Source organism: Dinghuibacter silviterrae, from assembly GCF_004366355.1.
Taxonomy (GTDB): Bacteria; Bacteroidota; Bacteroidia; order Chitinophagales; family Chitinophagaceae; genus Dinghuibacter; species Dinghuibacter silviterrae.
The window spans coordinates 1,100,331-1,120,183 of sequence record NZ_SODV01000002.1 but is presented as its reverse complement, the minus strand read 5'-3'; the positions used below and the strand labels follow the sequence as shown (position 1 = coordinate 1,120,183).

Here is a 19,853-nt window from a genome sequence, read left to right as displayed (position 1 = left end):
ACGGGTCAGGCATTCGCGGTACGGAGCGCGGCGATGCGCTCGTCCAGGCCCTCCGGGCCCCCTTCGAGCAAGGCCCACCGGACGAATTCGATCGTCTCCTGCGTGTGTGCTTCCTTCCGCCCGGTCGCCGCGTTGACACGGGTAAAGCTCGTCCAAACGATCGCCTTCAACTGCCGGAGCGGCTCGTCCCACATCTGTAACTCCACGTGTAGTTCCGTGTCGGTCCAACCGATCAACGCAGACCGGATGGCTACGCGTTCGTTATAGCCCGCGGGGCGCAGGTAACGGATGTCGTGCCGGTTGACGACAAAACCGATCCCCCTTTTGGCCCACTCATTGAGTTCGATCCCATAGTGATCACGGAGATGATCCTCCCGGGCATTCAGGAAATAATCGATGTAGCGCCCGTTGTTCAGGTGCCCGAAAGGGTCGCAGTCGCTGAAACGGATGGTATAGAGGGACATAGGTTCCTTTTCCATAATTCAGTATTTTAGCCGGACAAACATACACCTTGGAGTATAGTCAACGGTGTTCACCACCCCTCAAAAATATTTTTTATGCGGATCGGCGAACTTTCCAGAAAGTCGGGCTTTAGCAAGGATACTATCCGGTTTTATGAGAAAAAAGGCCTGATACGGCTGGAAGACCGGACAAGGAACCGCTTTGCGTTCAAGGACTACCCGGAGTCCGTCCTTCGCCGGTTGTGCGCCATCCGGCAGATCAAGGAGTACGGTTTTACCCTCCAGGAAACCCTGGGCATCATCACCCTGATGGAGGAAGGGGTGATGCAGCCGGAGCGGGGTATCCGTTATGTGCAACGAAAGATCGCGCGGATAGACGAGACCATCCGGCAACTGGTGGCGACCAGGACGAAGCTGGCGTCGATCGTTTCCGAGGACGCCGCCGGCAGGTGTGTCATTGGCGACATTATGGAGGGTTGTCTATGATCACCGCCGAGATCCCCATCCCACACTATCCCTTCGAACCGGATCCCGCGACGGGCAACCCCTGTTTTCGTGCGTTCTGGTACGATCGTTCGTCGGGCTATGTAAAGCTTGACTTCCTGGTGCCGCACCGGAAGGATTATTTTTTCCTGAGTTTTGTCAAGAACGGGAGCAGCCGGCACTGGGTGGACATGAAGCCCTACGTTTTACAGCCCAACACCTTTTATTTTACGGTCCCGCACCAGGTCCATCTAAAGGAAGAACCCAAACCTATCTCAGGGGTGGGCATCAGCTTTACCGAGGAATTCCTGGCACTGGACGAAAGCGGTTTTCTCAAAAACCTGCCGCTGATCCGGAACCCACAGGGCGGCCACGAGCTTACCTTAGGCGAAGCGGATGTCGTATTCGTGGAAGGCCTTCTTGGCCAGATCCTCGCCGAATACGGCAACAAGGGCCCCTGGCACCAAAACATGCTGCTGGCCTATACGAAAGTATTGCTGATCTACCTGAGCCGGTTGTATACCGAACAATACAGCGCCGCTGCGTCTACGCCCGACCGGGTGTTGCTCCACCGTTTCCTGTCCATGATCGAGGAGTCGTTTGCAGCACTCCACGAGGTGGCGGACTATGCGGACAGGCTTCACCTATCTCCAGGTCATCTGAGTGACGTGGTCAAGGAGCAAAGTGGCAAGCCCGCTATCGTGCACATCCATGATCGCCTGATCGTGGAGGCCAAGCGCCTGTTGTTCTATACGGACCGGGCCGTTAAGGAGATCGCGTTCGAGCTGGGTTTTGAGGACGCGTCCTATTTCAACCGGTTCTTTAAACGACTTACCCAGCGCACCCCGGTCGAATACCGGACCTATATCCGGGAAATGTACCATTGAAACCTTTCAGAGTGCAACGGGCTTTTTATACGCGCTGTCTAGCTTTGTGTCATGAAAAAGACAGCACTCATCACAGGCGCGAACAAAAGCATCGGTTTTGAAACCGCCAGGCAATTGGCGCAGCAAGGGTATTTCGTGTATATCGGTAGCCGGGACCTCGCCAAAGGGTCCGCCGCCGCCGCAAAGCTTCATGCGGAAGGGCTTTCTTCGGTAGCGGCCCTGCAACTCGACGTCACAGACCCGGCTTCGATCGCTGCCGCGCGGGCTTCCGTGTCCTCGCTCGACGTCCTTATCAACAACGCCGGCATCAGTGGGGGCTTCCCGCAACCGGCCTCCACCACCACTTCGGCCCTGGCCCGGGAAGTGTATAATACCAACGTATTCGGGGCCATGGACATGGTCGGCGCCTTTATCGACCTGCTCCACCAGTCTCCCGAGCCCCGGATCGTCAATGTGACGTCCTTGCTGGGCTCCCTGACCCTGCACAGCGATCCCAGGTGGAAGTTTTACGCCATCAAGGGCGGCGCCTACGGTCCTTCCAAATCGGCCCTGAACGCCTATACGGTGGCGCTGGCTTATGACCTGAGGGATACCCCCTTCAAGGTGAACGCCGTGTGCCCTGGGCATACTGCTACAGACTTTAACCGCCACAATGGCCCGGGCTCTGTGGAAGACGCGGCGGCGATTATCGTCAAGTACGCTACCATCGGGGCCGATGGGCCTACGGGGAAGTACTTTAGCAATGACATTCCGGACAGGGGGGAAAGTCCGTGGTAAAATCCGCCTATAAGGCGGCCAGCGTACGTTCGATGGCTTTCAGACAGCGCCCGATCTCCCCGATCAGGGGGGCGGCATCTTTGTCGCCGTCCGACACTTCCAGTTCCCGGGACAAAGCCGCCAGGGTCGTCATCCCCGCGGATGTAGCGGTGCCGTATAAACGATGGGCGAGGGCCCTTAGACGCCCGTTGTCGTTTTTTACTTGTTGAAGATCCGTTCTCGTGCGCTCCAGGTCTAGGGCCGTGGCTTGCAGGATGGCCGTTATCGCCTCGCTCGTGGCAGCGTCACCCAGGTTTTCCTTCAGGCGGTCGATGTCAAAGGCCTGGCGGGGGAGCCATTGTTCAAACACCTTGACCAGGGTATCTTCCCGGAAAGGCTTTGCGATAAAGTCGTCCATGCCGGCGCGGAGACAGTTTTCTTTTTCCCCGGCTACGTTGCCGGCCGTGAGGGCGATGATGGGGATGTGCTGATGGGGGTAGCGTTGTCTTAACAGGGTCGTGGCCTCATAGCCGTTCATCTCGGGCATCTGCACGTCCATCAGAATGAGGTCGGGTAACAGGCGTTCGCAGGCGAGCAGCGCTTCCTTCCCGTTGCGGGCCACCCCGATGTCCGCCGCGGGGAGCAGGTTGGCGATCACGGTTCTGGCCAGGATGATGTTGACTTCGTTGTCTTCTACGAGCAAAATGCGAACCGCCTGACCGTTCGATACCGGTGTCCGTGTTTTGGTCTCCCGGGAGCGGTCATGCGCGCGGAGCCCGGCGAGCGACCGGTAGAACTCCTCCATCTTGATGGGTTTCATCAAACGGGCGTCGACATCCAGGTCCCTGGAGGCCTGGATGATTTTGTCGTCTTCGGCGGAGCTATGCAAAAGTACAAACGGCGCAGGCCCCTCGAATTCGTCCCGGAGCATCCGGATGGCGTCCAGCCCGTTCATACCCGGCATATAGTAGTCCATGATAATGACGTCATAGGCCTGTCCCTTGCTGACCTTTTGAACGGCCTCCTGCCCGCTGGCCGCTTCATCGCAGGGGATGCCCTTCAGGGAAAGCATATCCCGGATGATCGTCCGGTTATTTTTATTGTCGTCGACCACCAGCGCCCTTCGTATACCGGGCAACGCTTCCCCCTGGTACGGGGCCTCATACGAGGCCATGACGTCCAGGTCGAAGAAAAAAGTGCTGCCTGCGCCGGGTGTACTTTCCAACTGAAGCCGGCTGCCCATGAGGCCGAGCAGCTTGTTGGAGATGGTCAGGCCCAAACCGGTGCCCCCGTATTTTTTTGTCGTAGAGGTGTCTTCCTGCAAAAAGGCTTCGAAGATCTTGCCTTGTTTCTCCGGTTGTATGCCGATGCCGGTATCCCTCACCTCGAAACGGATCGTCGCCTGGTTACCCTGGAGCTTTCGCTTCAAGGCCACCTTGAGTTCTATCTCTCCTGCCTCCGTAAACTTGACCGCGTTCCCCAGCAGGTTGATCAACACCTGCTTTAAACGGATGGCGTCCGCCCAAATATACCGGGGGAGCTCCGAAGAAAGGTCGAGCAGCATCTCCAGCCCTTTGCGCTGGACCTGGTAGGTCACGATGTCGCTGGCTTCCCCGCTGAGTTGTAAAAGGTCGCACCGGTCTACGTCCAGTTCGAGCTTTCCGGCTTCTATCTTTGAAAAATCCAGGATGTCGTTGATGATGTTCAGCAGCGAATTGGCCGACTGGTTGACGATCGTCAGGTATTGTTCCTGGCCCTCGCTCAGCTCGGTCCTTAGCAGGAGGTCGGTGAACCCGATCACCCCGTTCAGCGGGGTGCGGATCTCGTGGCTCATATTGGCCAGGAATTCGGATTTGGCGAGGCTGGCCTGTTCCGCCTGGCGCTTGGCCCGCTGCAACTCTTCTTTTTGCATCCGTTCCTCGGTCACGTCCTCGTTCAAGGCCATGACACCGCCTATCTTCCCGTCGTGTCCGGTCCAGGGCCGTATTTCCCAGCGCAGATACATGTCCGGCCGCCCCGGGTGCTGTATCCGGTATTCCCCCTTTTCCACCGCGCCGAGGAGACACCGTTTGTAGATTTCCTTCCACATTTCTTCCACCTCGCCAAACACCTCGGTGATGGTCCGGCCGGCCACGTCACCCACCTTTTGCCCGAACATTTCCAGCCAGCGGCTGCTGCAGGTGACAAACCGGAGCTCTTTGTCCAGCATGGCCATGGCCGCGGGTGCGTATTCCACAAACGCCTTTAGCAACGCCTCATTCCTTCTCAGCTGCGCTTCCAGGTTATACCGGTCGGTGATGTCCAGGGCGTTGCCAAAAACGTATGCCGTCCCGCTCGATCCCTTTTCCAGCACGTTACTAAACAACCAGATCCGCATCGCTCCGCTCTTGTGCTTCGTCCGCATGATCCCGCTGACCTTCCCCATCGCCCGTATCGCCTTCAGATATTGGTGCAGTTCGTGATGATACTGTTCCAATACCACGTCAAACAAGGTCATCTGCCGAAGCTCTTCCAGGGAATACCCCAGGCTTTCCGCACTCGCTTCGTTGACTTCCAAAACCCTTCCGTCCAGGTCATGGATACACATCAGCCCTTTGGCGTTCTCAAAAAAACCCCTGTATGCCTCCGGTGGAAGGTCCATCATATCAATATTCAAAGCAAATATTGGACAGATATGTCACAAATGGGAGAGGTCCGGATTAAGTGGTTGATTATGAACAAAATGAATACCCGTTATTCCGTCCGGAGGCGCTGGGCCGGCCGGGCGGCCGCCGCGCGCAACGTCTGGTAGGAAATCGTCACGAGCGCAATCAGCAGCGCCAGTATACCCGCGAGTGCGAATATCCACCAGCTGACCTCCGTCCGGTAGGAGAACTGTTCCAGCCAGCGGTGGATTGCCCACCAGGCGACGGGAGCGGCGATCAGGAAGGCGATGACCACCAGGAGAAGAAAGTCCTTGGTGAGCAGGGCAAAAAGGTTGAAAAGCCCCGCCCCGAGGACCTTCCGGATGCTGATCTCCTTCATCCGCTGCTGGGCCGTGAAAACGGAAAGCCCGAGCAGCCCCAGACAGGAAATAAATATGGCCAGGGCCGCAAAACCCAATGCCAGGTGACCGACGACCTCCTCGCTCCTGTATTGACGGACGTATTCTTCGTCCGAAAAGCGGTAGTTGAACGGGAAAGCCGGGTTCAGGCTTTTGCACAGCCTTTCCAACCCTTTGATGGCGTCACCGGTTTGTCCCGCGCGGATACGGATCAGGGCGACCGTCAATTGGCTCAGCGTATCCAGGTGGATCACCATCGGCTTGATTGGTTCGTGCAGGGATTGAAAATGAAAATCCCTGACGACACCGATAATACGACCCGGTTTGCGCCAAAAAGTAAGCGGTTGCCCGATGGGGTCTTTGTAGCCGATCTTTGCCAGGGCGGCTTCATTGATGATATAGCCGGTCGAATCCGAGGGAAGGCTTTTGTCAAAGTCCCGCCCATAGCGCATTTGGAGGCGAAGGGTGCTGACAAAGTCATACCCGACGGAGGCCCACGAAAACTGTATTTTGGCATCAGGATCCTTCCCGGTCCACTTCAGCCCGGAGGTCCCGTTGGCAATGTTCGTCGGGTCGTTGGACATCCCTGTCATCGCGATGACTCCCGGGATCTCCTGTGCTTCCTGCTGGAACAATTTCAGTTTGGTTTTCAAATTGCCTTCCAGGGGAATATACACCAGGTTCTCCCTGTCATACCCCAAATTCGTCTGTTCCAGGAAGCGGATCTGCCGGGACACCAGGATCGTGGCAATGATCAGGACGATGGATAAGGTAAACTGGAAAACCACGAGGGTCTTCCGAAGCCAGGTTCCACCGGGGGATGCCCCTTTCAGGACTTTGATCGGTTGAAACTTCGAAAGGACAAGCGCGGGATAACTACCCGACACGATACCCGTCAGGAGGATCATGCCAACCAATGCTGTCCAGAAAAGCACGTGTTGATAAGGAAGGCTCACTTGTTTCCGGGTGAGCTCGTTAAAGGCAGGCAAGGTCAAGACCACCAGCAGGAATGCCACTCCACCCGATAGCAGGGCGATAAGGATTGCCTCCCCCATGAATTGACGAATCAGCGCCCCGCGTACCGCACCGATCACTTTCCGAACCCCGATCTCCTTCATCCGCCGCACCGAACGCGCGGTCGTCAGGTTCATGAAATTGATACAGGCGATCAAGAGGATAAATGCGGCCACCAGCGAAAACAAATGCACGTACGCGATCCTGCCCCCCGCCGGTTTTCCCGCTTCAAATTGCCCATGCAGGTAGACATCCCGAAGCGGCTGCATACCCATGGTCATAGGGATTGCCTTCTTGTCCAGGTAAGGGTCCATAAAATGCAGGAGCTTTGCGTCGACGGCCGCGGGGTGCGCGTCCGGGCGCAGCATGATAAAGGTCTCGGGTCCGAAATTGGTGATGTCCCTCGCCCACCCGTTATTTTCGTCCAGGAAGGTTTCCCAGTTCAACACAAAATCATCCTGAAACATCGTCCGGACGGGCATGTCTTCGTATACCGCCTTCACCACGAGGTCTTTGGTATTTTCATACCGGATGGTCTTTCCGATGGCGGCTTCCGGGCTTCCAAAAAAGTGCACCGCCATTTTTCGGGAAATCGCGATGCTTTCCGGGCTGTTCAAGGCATCGCCCGCCGTGCCTTCCAGCAAAGGGAAGCTAAACATGCGAAAAAAATCCGGCCCCGCATGGGCGCCCGATTCCTTAAAGATCTTGTCTCCCACCTGGAAGGTATGTTGCTCGTTCCAGGAATGGGGAGTGGCCGCGACGATGTCGGGTATCCTCCTTTTCAGCTCCCCGTACAACAAAGGGGGTGTTCCATAAGAACCGTCGATTTTCCCTTCAACGAATGCAGCCCCGTATACCTTATACAACTGCCCGCTGTGTTGGTGAAACCGGTCGTAGCTCCACTCATCCCTCACCCACAAAAGGATGAGCATACTGGCGGCCAGCCCCAGGGCAAGGCCAAGAATATTGATAATGGAAAAGGCCTTGCTCCGGGCAAGGTTTCGCAGGGCAATGGTCAGGTAGCTTCGGAACATGCCTTTGTGCGCACTAAAAAAATGCCATGGTTTTTAAAGTTGGCATTCAATCGTTTACGCCGCCGCACGGCCGTCTACTGTTCGTTTTCAGTACACCGTTTTGACCGTTGCCGGGCAACTATTCTTTAGGAAGCCGTTCCATATTGGACCGCAACGCCCGGTAATACCTGACCGCGTTCCGGTATTTCTCCACCTCCCCCCAGCCTACCTGCCAGGTCTTGCTGCTGTATCCGTCCCCTGCCTGATCCCGCAGCAAGACACCGGTTTCTCCGAGGTCATAGTGATAGAAATCGTGGCCGTCGCCTTTATACTTGATGATGGTCGCGCGGGGCGTACGCCCGCTATCGGCCTGCCGGAACTCCACCTGGCCATTGTTGATATAAAGTACCTCCCCGTCGTCATTATAATAGTCACTGTACCTGGTCTTGACAACCGGTATATCCAACATCTTTTGAAGGGAGGCCGGGGTGACTGTTTCCTGGAATTGCGCATACCAATATTCTATTTCCGACCATTCTTCCAGCAAGGCCTCCCACAGGGGTTGGGTCATCTCCGCGAATGTTGCGTGCTCGCTTCGCCTGGGATCATAATAATACCAGGCGGCTTGTTCCGATTCCCTGCACAAAACGGCCAGGCGCCCGTTTTCATACCGGATCAAAATGCTTTTGCCTTCCTTTTGTAAATAGACCTGTTCCGAGAGCGTTGTGTCCCGGTTAGCCAATACCCTTTTAAAAATATCCCCTCTCCAGTACTCCAGCATTTCAGTGTGTTGGAAAACCGGCGACTCCCTTAGCCTTTGCAGGTTTGCGGGGTTAAAGGTTTTGCTGCCAAATACAAATGGAATAGCTTCTTCCCTGACGGGTTCGATATGCTCCAGCAAAACCGGCAGCCCCTTCTTGATCCGGTCCATCAGGTTCCAGGAGGCGATCCAGTCTTTCCAACTGCTGGCCCAATCCTCCAGCTCGTTTTCACCGATCAGGCAGTCCGGTTGGAAAATGGTGTTCAACCGCTCCCGGTCGTACTCGTCCTCTCCTTCGTCCCAAAGAAAGTGCGCCACCTGTACCCGGTTTTTTGTCTCGAACCTTTTTACGTCAAAACTGTAGTCGGTCGAGATAAAAACATGGAAGGTCATAAGGCCTTCTACTTGCAGATTCCCGTGGTTATAGTCCCCCCAGAACAGACCCGTGACCGTCAGGTCACCACATACGTAGACTTCCTGACCACCCACGATCATATTGTCCACCACCAGGTTTTTTTTGACGATCAGACCTGTGGAGCCATCGGTTTCTTCGCAATAGATGTTTTTGATCTTGCAATGGCCGGTCACGAATAAGGCTATAACACCCGGCTGGTCGTCAAGGTCGAGGCTGTCGGCTTCAACATCCCCCTCTATAAAGGCTATCGATTCATCGTCCAGTTCGCCGGGGTTATGCTGGTCGCGCTTGACCAGCCAACTGTCGGGGGGGAGGAGGTGTTTAAGGTCTATGAATTTTTGTAGTGTTTGCATAGGTGTTGCAAATATAGGGAGTTTGATTTTTTCTCTACGCCCCCGCTTTCGCTCATACTACAAGTCCCCTCCGTTGAAATACGGATTTCCCGGTAATAAGTCGTTATCAGCCACTATGGGTTTTTGTCACCCCTTACCTTTGCGCCCGTTATAAGGTTTTTTAAGAAGAGATAAGGTTTAATGGTTAAGGCTTTCCGGGCGCTCCTTTTGGGGCGCCCTTTTCATTTGGACTCCTATTCATGAAAGACCCAAAAGGGGCGCTTTTTTTAAACTTTGAAAAATTCCTGAAATTCATTAATCTTATCTAATTATTACTCCTTATAAGCGTCTTGGAACCCTCTTTCGATGACAACGACCTCTACAAGGGGATCTCTGAAGGAGATCCTTCCGCTTTCCGGGCCCTGATTGCTTTGTACTTCCCGGTACTGTGCGCCTTTGCGGAAAAGTATACCCCGGACGCGGCCCTGGCCAAGGACATCGTCCAGGAGGTCTTTATAAAGTTGTGGAGCCGGCGGCCGGTCTTTGAGTCCCTGGGGGGGCTGAAGGGGTACCTGTTCGTGGCCGTCCGGAACGGATGCCTGAACCTGATCCGGGACCGGGAGCGGCTGGAATCGAGACATCAAAAGGCCGCGCCCGAACCGGAGGACAACGACCGCCTCCTGCAAAACATCGTGGAATCAGAATTTATCGCCTTGATATATAAAACCGTCAGGGAGCTTCCGGAGAAGATGCGGGTGATCTTTTACCTAAGTTATGAGGAAGGGATGACGGTCGGGGAAATCGCCCTTCGGCTCAAGATGAACCTGAAGGCGGTCAAAAGACAAAAGTACCGGGCGGTGCAAACCCTGCGAAAAAAGCTGGGGCGACGCCCGGGCACCTTGTTGTTCATCCTGACGGTTATGCAATCCATTGATTTCCATCACTAGAATTTTTTTAGGAGGCGTGGGGTCGATTCTTTGGTGGTGGTGTCTTAGGGGTGATGAACGAGGAGAAAGCAGTCTATATTGCCGCGCTGTTCTATAAGGAACAGGAACAGATACCCCTGACCGAACAGGAGAGGGCCGACCTGGACGAATGGCGGGCGTCTTACGGCGGGTTACCCGACCGCCCGGAGGTGATCGCCAAGGTCAAACGGCTTGGGGAATACGACGCCGAAACAGCGGCCAATGAAATTTTCCAGAGGCTTGGCATCCTGGAAAGGTCCATATACCTACGCTGGATCTCCGTTGCAGCCGCGGTGCTCCTCCTGGCAGCCGGGGGCACCTGGGCGTACTTAGCTACCCGGGTAAAACCGAAACCGGTAGCGGTCCTTCCCGCCCAGCCCCGGGATATTGACCCGGGCACCACCAAGGCGGTGCTGCGTCTCTCGGACGGACGCCGGATCACGCTCGACAGCGTCCACAACGGCGTGGTCTTGCAACAGGGAAATATCAAGATTACCAAAGCCGGCGGGCAGCTCACCTACATCCCCACAGGAAAAACCGCGGCGGTACTTTATAACACCATGACAACGCCCAGGGGCGGGCAGTTCCGGGTCATCCTCCCGGATGGAAGCAAGGTCCTCCTGAATGCCGCTTCGTCCCTCACTTATCCCAGCGCTTTCCAGGGACAGACCCGGTCGGTGACGCTGACCGGGGAAGCCTATTTTGACATTGCCCCCGGCAAACAGCCCTTTGAGGTGAGCGCGGAAGGCGTGGACACGCGGGTACTGGGCACCCGATTCGATGTGATGGCCTACCCGGATGAGCCCTATCTCCGCACCACGCTGGTGGAAGGAAAAGTGCAGGTAGCCGGGGTAACCCTCCTGCCCGGCCGGGAAGCCCTGGTCGATCACCAGGGGCTACGCGTACAGGATGGAGACATAGAACGGGCGATTGCCTGGACCACGGGCTTCTTCGAGTTCCAGGATGCCGATATAGCCACCATTATGCGGGAAGTCTCGCGCTGGTACGACATCGACGTCGTGTTCACCAAAGGGGATTACCCGGGCAGGTACGGAGGCCGGATGAGCCGGTACCTGAAACTGTCGGAAGTGCTGGCCTTCCTGGAGGGTAACGGCATTGACCATTACCGGCTGGAGGGAAGGAAGCTGGTTGTTTCGCCATAAGAGCCTTTAACGATTGTAAACTATAAACTGCTGTCAATTATGTTAGCAAGCTGCTATGTGAGACCCCCGTTCACCATTCTTCTTCTGGCACTTTGTCTGAACGTCTCGGCCAGGAGCTTTTCCCAAAAGGTGACCCTGTCCTTCAGAGACGTGCCCCTGTCCCGGGTGCTGGACGAAATTTCCAGGCAGACAAATGTATCCATCATCTACCGGGAAGATGTATTTCACACCAGGGTATCCGTCCACGTCCGGAATTCCACGGTGGAGGAGGCCCTGGAAGCCTGTTTGAGGGGGCAACCCTTAACCTACCGGATCGAAAACAACAGTGTCCTGATCCAGGAAAGACCAAGCCCCCCCGGGGGCCCCTTGGAAGGCAAGGTCGTGGACGAACGGGGATCGCCCCTGGCCGGCGTGACCGTGGAGGTGAAGGGGGCGCAGCAGGCGGCTGTCACCGACGACAAGGGGGTTTTCTCCTTTACTTCGATAGACCCGGACGCTACATTAGTCGTTTCCTATGTCGGTTACCAGACGGAGGAAATAAAGCTTAGGGGCCGGTCATTTTTGGACATCCGGCTTACGCCATCCACCAAAGCCCTGGACCAGGTGGTCGTTATCGGGTATGGTACCCAGCACAAAAGGGACGTTACGTCGGCCATCTCCACCATAGATACCAAAGACATCTCCAGCCGGCCGATCGTCAGCGGCGTGGAAGCGCTGACGGGGAAAGCACCCGGCGTACAGGTCACGGTTCCCTCCGGGACACCCGGAGGAGACCTTTCGGTCCGCATCCGGGGTGTGGGCTCGCCCAACGGATCCGAGCCCCTCTACGTCGTGGATGGCGTACTCACCAACGATATCCGCGGCCTCGACCCTGGAAACATCGAGTCCATCAGCATCCTTAAGGACGCCTCCGCGGCAGGGATATACGGGGCGGCCGGTTCCACCAACGGGGTGGTGATGATCACGACGAAGAAGGGCGCCAAAGGCAAAGCCAAAATAGAAGCCAGCACCTACACCGGCATCCAGCAGATCGTCAAAAAGATCGCCGTGCTCAACAACCAGCAATGGCTGGACCTGGAAACGGAGATCTTTGGGACGGCACCCACCATTCCTTCTTACTATAACCTCACGACGACGAACAACAACTGGCAGAACCTGATTTACCATTCCGCGGCCCAGACGGGCGCCAACGTGGGCATGTCGGGGGGATCCGAGAAGGGAACCTACTACTTAGGCGTAGGCTACCTTACCCAGGACGGGATCATGGTGGGCTCCAATTTCGACCGCTACTCCGCCAAACTCAGTGTGGACCAGAACGCCGCCAACTGGCTTTCGCTGGGGGCCAACCTGAACTACAACCGGTCCAACCAGCGGACCGTCCCCCAGGACGAATCGGCTCAGAATGGAGGAGCGGTAATCGCCGCCCTGGTCACGCCGGAATACATCCCGATCAAAATGCCTTCCAATGCGCCTTATCCGGGCGTCTATGGGTATAGCTCTTTTTATTCGGGGGACAACCCGCTGTCGGACATCTACAACAATACCAACAGCACCCTGGAAAACCACCTGTTGGGAGACGCATACGTAGAAGTGAAACTGCCCTGGGCATTGAAATACCGCAGCCAGTTCAATATCGTGCTGGACAACTCCAACTACAATTACTTCCTGGATCCCTACAACAACCTCTACGGGATCACGCTGCAGGGCAAAGGACAAAACAACTCCTCCGAGACGTTCCGCTGGGCCTGGGACAATACCCTGACATTTGACAAGACCTTTGGGGCCCACTCGATCAACATCGTGGCGGGGACCTCCGCCCTGGACGAAAATATTTTTCTGTCCAGCCAGTCCGGCACCGGCTTTTCCTCCAACGCGGTGCAGACGCTTAACGCCGCCAGCGCCCAGTACTCGATCAGCACACAGAAATTCGAGTGGACCACCCATTCCTACTTCGGAAGGTTTATGTATGCGTATAAGAACCGCTACCTGTTGACCGGTACGCTCCGGGCAGACGGCTCTTCCCGGGTCGGGTCCAACAACTACTGGGGGACCTTCCCCGCCCTGTCCGCCGGTTGGAAAATCTCCCAGGAAAAGTTTATGCAGAACGTCCTCTGGATAGAGGACCTGAAGCTGCGCGCGGGCTGGGGCGCCACGGGCAACCTGCCGCCCTATACCGTCCTTTACCCCTCCTACACCCTCCTGAGCGCGGGCGCCAGCTATGCCTATAGCGGTTCCAATGTGGAGCCCGGTGTCAGCCCGGGAACCCAACTGGGCAACCCGGCCATGAAATGGGAATCGGCGCACCAGACCAATGTCGGTTTCGACGCCGGTTTCTTAAGCCACCGGTTATCCGTTTCCGCCGATTACTATTATAAGAAGGTCTACAATATGATCTTTACACAACAGCTTCCCCTGACCACGGGGGGCCTTGTTACCGCGGTGAACCTGCCCGGTTATGACGTCAACAAGGGCTTTGAATACAGCATCGACGCCACCGTCATCCACACCCACGACATCAGTTGGGACGTCACCTGGAACATGTCCATCAACCACAACGAAATGGAAGGTCTGGACACGGCCATTTCTTACCAGACCGGGGGCGTAACCGTAGGCGGAAGCAAGGCGCCCATCTATACCGGTCTTATCAAAAACGGGTATTCCCTGGGGACTTTCTACGGCTACCAGGCCCTGGGGGTCAATGCGGCTACCGGGAACATGACTTACTCCGCCAACCCTACCAGCTTAGGTTCCGCCCTTCCAAAGTATACCTTCGGCCTTGGCAGCGAATGGCGGTATAAAGCCTTCACCCTCTCGCTTCTCTTTGACGGGGTGCAAGGAAATAAGGTATACGACGAAACCAGGATGGAGATCGAGAACCTGACAGGATACAACAATGAGAGCGCCGCCGTCCTGGCCCGCTGGAAAAACGACGGGGATGTGACCGCCATCCCCCGCGCCCTGGACAACGGGACGACCAACGCGACGGCGGCCGCCCTGTTGCAAAGCCAGATCGCCTCGAACTATGTGGAGAACGGTTCCTTCGTGCGCCTGCGCAACGCCACCTTAGGCTACGCCTTCGACCCGAAGGTGCTTCGCCGTCTGGAACTCTCCGGCCTGCGGATCTATGTGACGGCTCAAAACCTCTTTACCATCACTAAATACAAAGGATACTATCCCGAGATCAACGGCTTCGGCCAGGGCACCAACAACCAGGCGGTCAACGCCGGCGTCGGCGCCACGCTGATGGCCCTGGGTATCGACAACGGGGCTTATCCCGTCGCCCGGACCTATATCGTCGGTGTAAATATTCAACTCTAAAACTTCGATCCTATGTCATGTAGAATATATGCAGCGCTGACTTTCGTTTTTGGTCTCGCTGCCTGTGGAAAAAGCTTCCTGGCCAAAACGCCGGAATCCAACCCGACCACCGGGAACTATTATACCTCGGCCGTCGCCGCCGAAAACGGTCTCACGGGCGCCTATCACGACCTGATCAACGGGAACTTTTACATGTACGACAACTTCATGAACACCGACGGACGATCCGACAACTGCTTCGTGAACGGAGACAATGTGACTGCAGAACACCCGCTGGAGAATTTCACCTTAACTGCCGCCAATACCAACGTGCAACGGGACTGGCAGGAGATGTACCAGGATATAACCGCCGCCAATATCATCCTGGACAACGTACCGGGCATCGACGACCCGGTGTGGAATGGAACCAACCGGAAGGTGCAGATCCTTGGAGAGGCCCGGTTTCTCCGGGCCCTGGCCTATTATTGGCTGGTCACCGAGTGGGGTGCCTGTCCGCTGATCCTGACCACCACCAACGGCGGCAACTATTATCCCCCCAGGGACAGCGTTTCTACCGTCTATGCCCAGATCGAAACCGACCTGAAATTTGCGGACAGCGTGCTTCCGGTCGCACCCTACAACGGAGAATACGGCCGCGCGACCAAGGGGGCGGCCGACGCACTCCTGGCCAAGACATACGCCCAGTCAGGGGATTATACCGATTGTCTCTCCTTTTGTAACAAAGTCATCAACGGAGGCGCCTATTCCCTCGTACCCAACTTTGCCAACCTTTGGGGACTGGCGAACAAGAACAACGCCGAATCGATTTTCGAGGTCCAGTTCACCGGAACAGGCACCCCCTACGCCAACTGGGGCGTGGAGCTTTTCGCCTACGTCTCCTCGGACGGCTGGCCCAAACGGGATATTGGCGCCTGGGACCTTGTCCGGACCTTTAAAGCTGCAGGGGACACCCTGGTCCGCTATAAGACCACCTTCAACTGGCAGATCGCCAACGCCTCCTTCAACATGCCCTCGGGCGCCTGGAACGCCGATTCCGTCATCCCTTTCATGCACAAATACCCCGACCCCAGCGGCTTTAACAGCCCCGACAACATCGTGGTGCTGCGACTGGCCGACATCATCCTTCTCGCGGCGGAAGCCAACAACCAACTGAACAATACCGCCGCCGCCATCGGCGAGCTCAACCAGATCCGGAGCCGGGCGGGCCTTCCCCCCACAACGGCGGGCACTCAGGCTACCCTGGGACCCGCCATCTTGTTGGAGCGAAGGCTGGAGCTTGTCGACGAGTGCAGCCGCTGGAATGACCTGCTGCGCGCCGACGCCAACGGTTATCTCAATGTGGTGGACCTCATGAACAGCCAGACGGATGTGTATGGAAACAACCTCAATTATAACGTCGCCGCCGACAAGCACCAGTACCTTTTCCCGGTACCCTTGCAGGACCTTCAGTTGAATAAAAACCTGACACAAAATCCCGGATACTAACCCTGTAAAACCGATAAAATCTTTTGAAAGACAGGCGCCCCGGCCCCCTCCAGGTAAGCCATCGTATACTTCAGGAGGGCCTGAATATTGGCGGGACTAATATCGTCCATGGCGGCCTGCGCCTGGGGCAATACCGGCTCCAGGCGATAAAATTCCAGGCCGCTGCGGGACAGGCCGGCCAATTGGTTGCACGATACCTGCTGTACGGAATCCATAATCACGTCGAGGATGGTCCTCCCTTTGTTGAGGTTGCATTCCAGGTCATACATGGGAAAGACCGCCCAGGGCGTACCGCCCCAGTTTCCGTTCCTTGGCACGCGGTCAACCCAGGTGGAATTTTTTTCGATGGCCACGCCCGCACCCCCCGGGTAAACACCCGTTCCCAGCGAGATGAGGGCGATGTCATTAAGGCTGCTGGCCAGGCCGGTGCGGAAAGCCTCGGAGACCGCCCACACGGCGGGGTTATTGGACATGACGCCTCCATCTACCACCCAACGTTCCGAAGCCGGGGAAGTGACTCCGTTGCCGCCGCCGACGTGCGCGATCGGGAAAAAGACAGGGGCTGCACTGCTGCTCCGGGCAGCTTCCCATACATAGTAGTCGTCTTGCTCGCTGATGGCTGCATCCGCCCAGTTAAAAAGGTAAGGACCATAATCCACACCAGGCTGGGGGCTGCCAGGGCATTGGTCTTTGCTGTTGACCGCGTAACCCGTTGTAAACATCTGCCTGACCCGGGCACCCGGCAATGAAGTGACCACTTGTTTGGCCAGGGAAAGGCTGGTGTCTGCGCCCAACTGGTTTTGCAGGTACGGTTCTACACCATTGCCCTGACCGTCGTCTGCAAAATAGGTGGCGCAGAATTCGGTGTCGCATTCCTGCGGGACAAAGATCCTGCCGCCCTCGTTCTCGTACATGTCAAGCACCTCGCCGGCGGAGTAAGGGTGTAGTCCTATGCCATTGGGATTGGTCGTCGTCAGGGCCGCCGCAATAATCCCGCCGGTGGAGGTCCCTCCGATGATGTCAAACATCTGGTAACAGGACTTGCCGGTCATCTGCTCCATCTGTGAGAGTATGAACGCAGGTATAATACCCCTGATGCCGCCTCCGTCGACGGCCAGGATGATGACTGATTTGTTGGACATAAGTGTAGGGTTTGAGCCGGAAAAATAGAGCGGATGGTTAGCCCGGGGAAGGGTATTTTTATCTGAAAATCATCCCCGTCATGGTGTTGTATCAAAACCGCACAGCCGTGTATTAAAAACGGACGGATGAAGCGCGGAAGGGTGAACTATTTCACTGATTATGAATACAAAAGAGGAATAGGACTAATTTTGGATGATCATTTCCAAATTTTCACCCAACATGATCCGTAATTATATCCGCATAGCCTGGCGTAGTCTTTCTAAAAACAGGGTGTACACGATCATCAATATGGCGGGGCTCGCCACCGGCATGGCGGTGGTGATGCTGATCGGCCTGTGGATCCGGGACGAGCTGAACTACAACAAAGACTTCGCGCATTATAACCAGGTGGTGAGGGTCATGCTGACACAAACACGGGGAAACGAGGTCAGTACCAGCTTTTCGACCTCCATTCCGCTAGGAGTGGCACTGCGAACCCAATATGCAGCCGGTTTCAAAAAAGTGGCAACGACCTCGTGGAACGCTCCACATATTCTAACGGTGGGAGACAACCAATTGAGCAGGCAGGGTATGTTCGTTCAGCCGGACATGTTGGACATCCTGGCTTTGCAAACGGTGGATGGGCGGAAAGCAGTGTTGAACGACCCCTCCTCGATCCTGATCACGCAATCGGTCGCTATCGCCTTATACGGTCATGCCGACGCCACCGGGCAATCTTTAAAATTTGGTGACAGCACCATCTTCCGGGTAGCAGGCGTCATCCCGGACATGCCGTATAACTCGGACTTCCGGGATGTCTATTACTTCGCCCCGTGGGCCAATTACGTAAGGACGCATCCCTGGGTGAAAATGGCGGAAGGTACATGGAGCGAGAATTCTTTTCAGACTTTTGCGCAGCTGGAGGATCACGTTGACCTGGACAAGTTGCGTGACCGGGTAAAAAGCGCCGAAGATGGGCACGGTCAGACGGACAAGCCCGTTGTTGTGTTGCACCCGATGAGCCGCTGGCACCTATACAATTCATTTTGGAATGGGAAAAACACGGGTGGATCCATACAATATGTATGGATGTTCGGCCTCATCGGGATTTTTGTCTTGTTGCTGGCGTGCATCAACTTCATGAACCTATCGACGGCAAGGTCGGATAAGCGGGCCAAAGAAGTAGGCATCCGCAAGTCGGTAGGGTCGATGCGCGGCCACCTGATCGGGCAGTTCCTGAGCGAGTCCATCTTGATGTCGCTGCTGTCGTTTCTGCTGGCACTCGCATTGGTAGCGGTAGCATTGCCATGGTTCAATGCCGTTTCCGATAAACAGATGCACATATCCTGGGGAAACCCGGTCTTCTGGTTACCGGCGTTAGGGCTGACGTTACTGGTGGGCCTGATCGCGGGTAGCTATCCTGCGTTCTACCTTTCCTCTTTCAAACCGGTGAAAGTGCTGAAAGGGGCTTTCAGGGCAGGGCGGGCCGCCACGCTTCCGCGGCAGATACTGATCGTGGTACAGTTCACCGTATCCGTTGCGCTGATCGTCGGAACGATTGTCGTCTACCAGCAGATCAACTTTGTCAAAGACCGCCCTGTAGGTTATTCACGGGAGGGATTGATCACGGTAAGCCTCCTCAACAATGACATCCCGAACCATTATGCCGCGCTTCACGAGGAGCTCCTGCAATCGGGGGCTGCCGTGAGCACGTGTATGTCGAGCAGCCCGACAACGGATGTCTGGAATAACCAGAGTGGCCTGACCTGGGAGGGCAAAGATCCCACGATGACACCTACCTTTTCGATATTCTGGAATACGATCGACTATGGTGCTACGGTGGGCTGGCAGGTTTCCGCAGGCCGGGACTTCTCGCAGCGCTTCCTCTCGGATTCCCTGGGGATGATCCTGAATGAGACAGCGGTCAGGTATATGGGGTTGAAAAATCCCATAGGTGCGCAGATCAGGTTCGTACATGGCACGGCCAATCCGATATATTATCATGTCGTCGGGGTGGTGAAGGATATGGTGATGCAATCGCCCTTTGCTCCTGTCAAGCAAGCCGTTTATGTGCTCGACAACAACAATAATGTGAATGTGCTGACGGTGAAGATCAACCCGGGTTTATCCGTCAGTCAGGCGCTGCCGGCCATCGGGCGGATCATCAAAAAGTATAACCCCTCTGTTCCGTTTGAATACACCTTTAATGATGAGGAATATGCCCGGAAGTTCGAGCTGGAGGACCGCGTAGGGAAGCTGGCGGCCTACTTCACCGTGCTGGCGATACTCGTCAGTTGCCTGGGTCTGTTTGGCTTGTCCAGCTTCATGGCGGAACAACGGATCAAGGAAATAGGGGTGCGGAAGGTCCTGGGCGCGTCGATCGTCAGTCTTTGGGCGTTGTTGTCGCGGGATTTCCTGTGGCTGGTGGGCCTGTCGTTTTTTATCGCGATCCCATTGGCTTATTATGTCATGAGCGGATGGTTGTTGCGCTATGCCTATCGGGTTCCCCTTTCGATTTGGGTCTTTGTGGTGACCATGGGACTGGCATTACTGATTGCGCTTCTGACCGTGAGCTGGCAGGCGCTGCGCGCGGCACGGGCGAATCCGGTGCGGAGTTTGCGGACGGAATAAGGGCC

Annotated in this window: 13 protein-coding genes; 8 read left to right on the top strand and 5 right to left on the bottom strand. The window is 56.0% G+C overall.

The genetic code is table 11. The annotated features are described in order from the left end of the window. Positions 1–5 precede the first annotated feature (5 nt). Entirely contained in the window at positions 6–479 is a 474-nt protein-coding gene (locus EDB95_RS21870; RefSeq protein ID WP_133997288.1) for an acyl-CoA thioesterase, read from the bottom strand. Positions 480–557: 78 nt separating this feature from the next. Here EDB95_RS21870 and EDB95_RS21865 point away from each other — a divergent pair, with 78 nt between their 5' ends. From EDB95_RS21865 to EDB95_RS21855, 3 genes are read left to right on the top strand one after another with little or no spacing between them, the layout of a single operon-like run. Beyond that, positions 558–947, top strand: coding sequence for a MerR family transcriptional regulator (locus tag EDB95_RS21865; protein WP_133997285.1), 390 nt, complete (start codon positions 558–560; stop codon positions 945–947). Further along, positions 944–1,831 carry an AraC family transcriptional regulator gene (locus EDB95_RS21860; protein WP_133997282.1) on the top strand — a complete coding sequence of 296 codons (888 nt, stop codon included), beginning with the start codon at positions 944–946 and terminating at the stop codon, positions 1,829–1,831. The genes EDB95_RS21865 and EDB95_RS21860 overlap by 4 nt, the downstream gene beginning before the upstream one ends. A gap of 51 nt (positions 1,832–1,882) precedes the next feature. Then, positions 1,883–2,608 carry an SDR family oxidoreductase gene (locus EDB95_RS21855; RefSeq protein ID WP_133997279.1) on the top strand — a complete coding sequence of 242 codons (726 nt, stop codon included), beginning with the start codon at positions 1,883–1,885 and terminating at the stop codon, positions 2,606–2,608. 7 nt (positions 2,609–2,615) lie between these two features. Here the strand turns inward: EDB95_RS21855 and EDB95_RS21850 are convergent, their stop codons facing one another. The 3 genes from EDB95_RS21850 to EDB95_RS21840 form a co-directional block, all read right to left on the bottom strand. Beyond that, complete coding sequence (locus tag EDB95_RS21850) at positions 2,616–5,231, bottom strand: PAS domain-containing hybrid sensor histidine kinase/response regulator (RefSeq protein ID WP_133997276.1); 2,616 nt, start codon at positions 5,229–5,231, stop codon at positions 2,616–2,618. A gap of 89 nt (positions 5,232–5,320) precedes the next feature. After that, positions 5,321–7,678 (bottom strand): ABC transporter permease, encoded by a 2,358-nt coding sequence (locus tag EDB95_RS21845; protein WP_133997273.1) that lies wholly within the window; start codon positions 7,676–7,678, stop codon positions 5,321–5,323. A 118-nt stretch (positions 7,679–7,796) separates the two neighbouring features. Continuing rightward, positions 7,797–9,185, bottom strand: a complete 1,389-nt coding sequence (locus EDB95_RS21840; protein WP_133997257.1) for a hypothetical protein — start codon at positions 9,183–9,185, stop codon at positions 7,797–7,799. A 329-nt stretch (positions 9,186–9,514) separates the two neighbouring features. On the opposite strand from EDB95_RS21840, the gene EDB95_RS21835 reads away from it, so the two are divergent. Genes EDB95_RS21835 through EDB95_RS21820 form a run of 4 tightly spaced genes read left to right on the top strand, consistent with a single transcriptional unit; the run spans position 9,515 to position 16,095 of the window. Further along, entirely contained in the window at positions 9,515–10,111 is a 597-nt protein-coding gene (locus EDB95_RS21835; protein ID WP_162852720.1) for an RNA polymerase sigma factor, read from the top strand. Positions 10,112–10,164: 53 nt separating this feature from the next. Next, positions 10,165–11,292, top strand: coding sequence for a FecR family protein (locus tag EDB95_RS21830; protein WP_133997252.1), 1,128 nt, complete (start codon positions 10,165–10,167; stop codon positions 11,290–11,292). A 39-nt stretch (positions 11,293–11,331) separates the two neighbouring features. Continuing rightward, positions 11,332–14,610 (top strand): SusC/RagA family TonB-linked outer membrane protein, encoded by a 3,279-nt coding sequence (locus EDB95_RS21825; protein WP_133997249.1) that lies wholly within the window; start codon positions 11,332–11,334, stop codon positions 14,608–14,610. A 12-nt stretch (positions 14,611–14,622) separates the two neighbouring features. Then, a complete protein-coding gene (locus EDB95_RS21820) occupies positions 14,623–16,095 on the top strand; it encodes a RagB/SusD family nutrient uptake outer membrane protein (RefSeq protein ID WP_133997246.1) in 1,473 nt (490 codons plus the stop codon). Here EDB95_RS21820 and EDB95_RS27355 read toward each other — a convergent pair. Continuing rightward, the gene (locus EDB95_RS27355) at positions 16,092–17,237 is read right to left on the bottom strand and encodes a patatin-like phospholipase family protein (RefSeq protein WP_162852719.1); all 1,146 of its coding nucleotides are present in this window, start codon (positions 17,235–17,237) and stop codon (positions 16,092–16,094) included. The genes EDB95_RS21820 and EDB95_RS27355 overlap by 4 nt on opposite strands. A gap of 220 nt (positions 17,238–17,457) precedes the next feature. Here EDB95_RS27355 and EDB95_RS21810 point away from each other — a divergent pair, with 220 nt between their 5' ends. Next, positions 17,458–19,848, top strand: a complete 2,391-nt coding sequence (locus tag EDB95_RS21810; protein WP_133997243.1) for an ABC transporter permease — start codon at positions 17,458–17,460, stop codon at positions 19,846–19,848. The last annotated feature ends 5 nt before the right edge of the window (positions 19,849–19,853 follow it).